This window comes from Curtobacterium sp. ODYSSEY 48 V2, assembly GCF_023712625.1.
Classification (GTDB): Bacteria; Actinomycetota; Actinomycetes; order Actinomycetales; family Microbacteriaceae; genus Curtobacterium.
This window is the reverse complement of record NZ_JAMAXX010000045.1, coordinates 1-440: the sequence shown is the minus strand read 5'-3', so window position 1 is coordinate 440 and position 440 is coordinate 1. Positions and strand designations below refer to the sequence as shown.

General features: G+C 71.8%; 1 protein-coding gene. It reads left to right on the top strand.

Going from position 1 to position 440, the window contains the following annotated elements; genetic code table 11:
- A partial coding sequence (locus M3666_RS17350) for a DUF6286 domain-containing protein (RefSeq protein WP_251155817.1) occupies positions 1 to 418 on the top strand: 418 nt, incomplete at its 5' end.
- Between the last annotated feature and the right edge of the window lie 22 nt (positions 419 to 440).

Genomic DNA, 440 nt, shown 5'->3' with positions numbered 1-440 from the left:
GGACCCGCAGACCGTGGTCGACACCGCCCTCACGCCCGACGCCGCGTTCACCACCATCATCGAGGTCATCGCCGCCGCCCTGGTGATCCTCGGCATCGTCCTGGTCGTGCTGGCCCTCAAGCCCGGCCGGCAGCCCCGGTCCGGGATCGACCGTGACCGTGGTGCGGTCGTGATCGACACCCGCATCCTGGCCTCCACCGCCGCGAACGCTGCCGCCCACGCAGCAGGCGTCCCGGAAGCCAACACGACCGCGTCCGCTCGTGGGCACCGCACCCAGGTGCACGTGGTGCCCCTGTCCGGCATCCCCGTCGATGCCAGCGCCGTCGAGCACGCCGTCGGGGACCGGCTCGGTCGCCTCGGCGGCAAGCACGGCTCGTCGGTGCAGGTCACCGTGGAACAGAAGGGAACCCTGGCATGACCACCACCAACCGCGGCGTCAA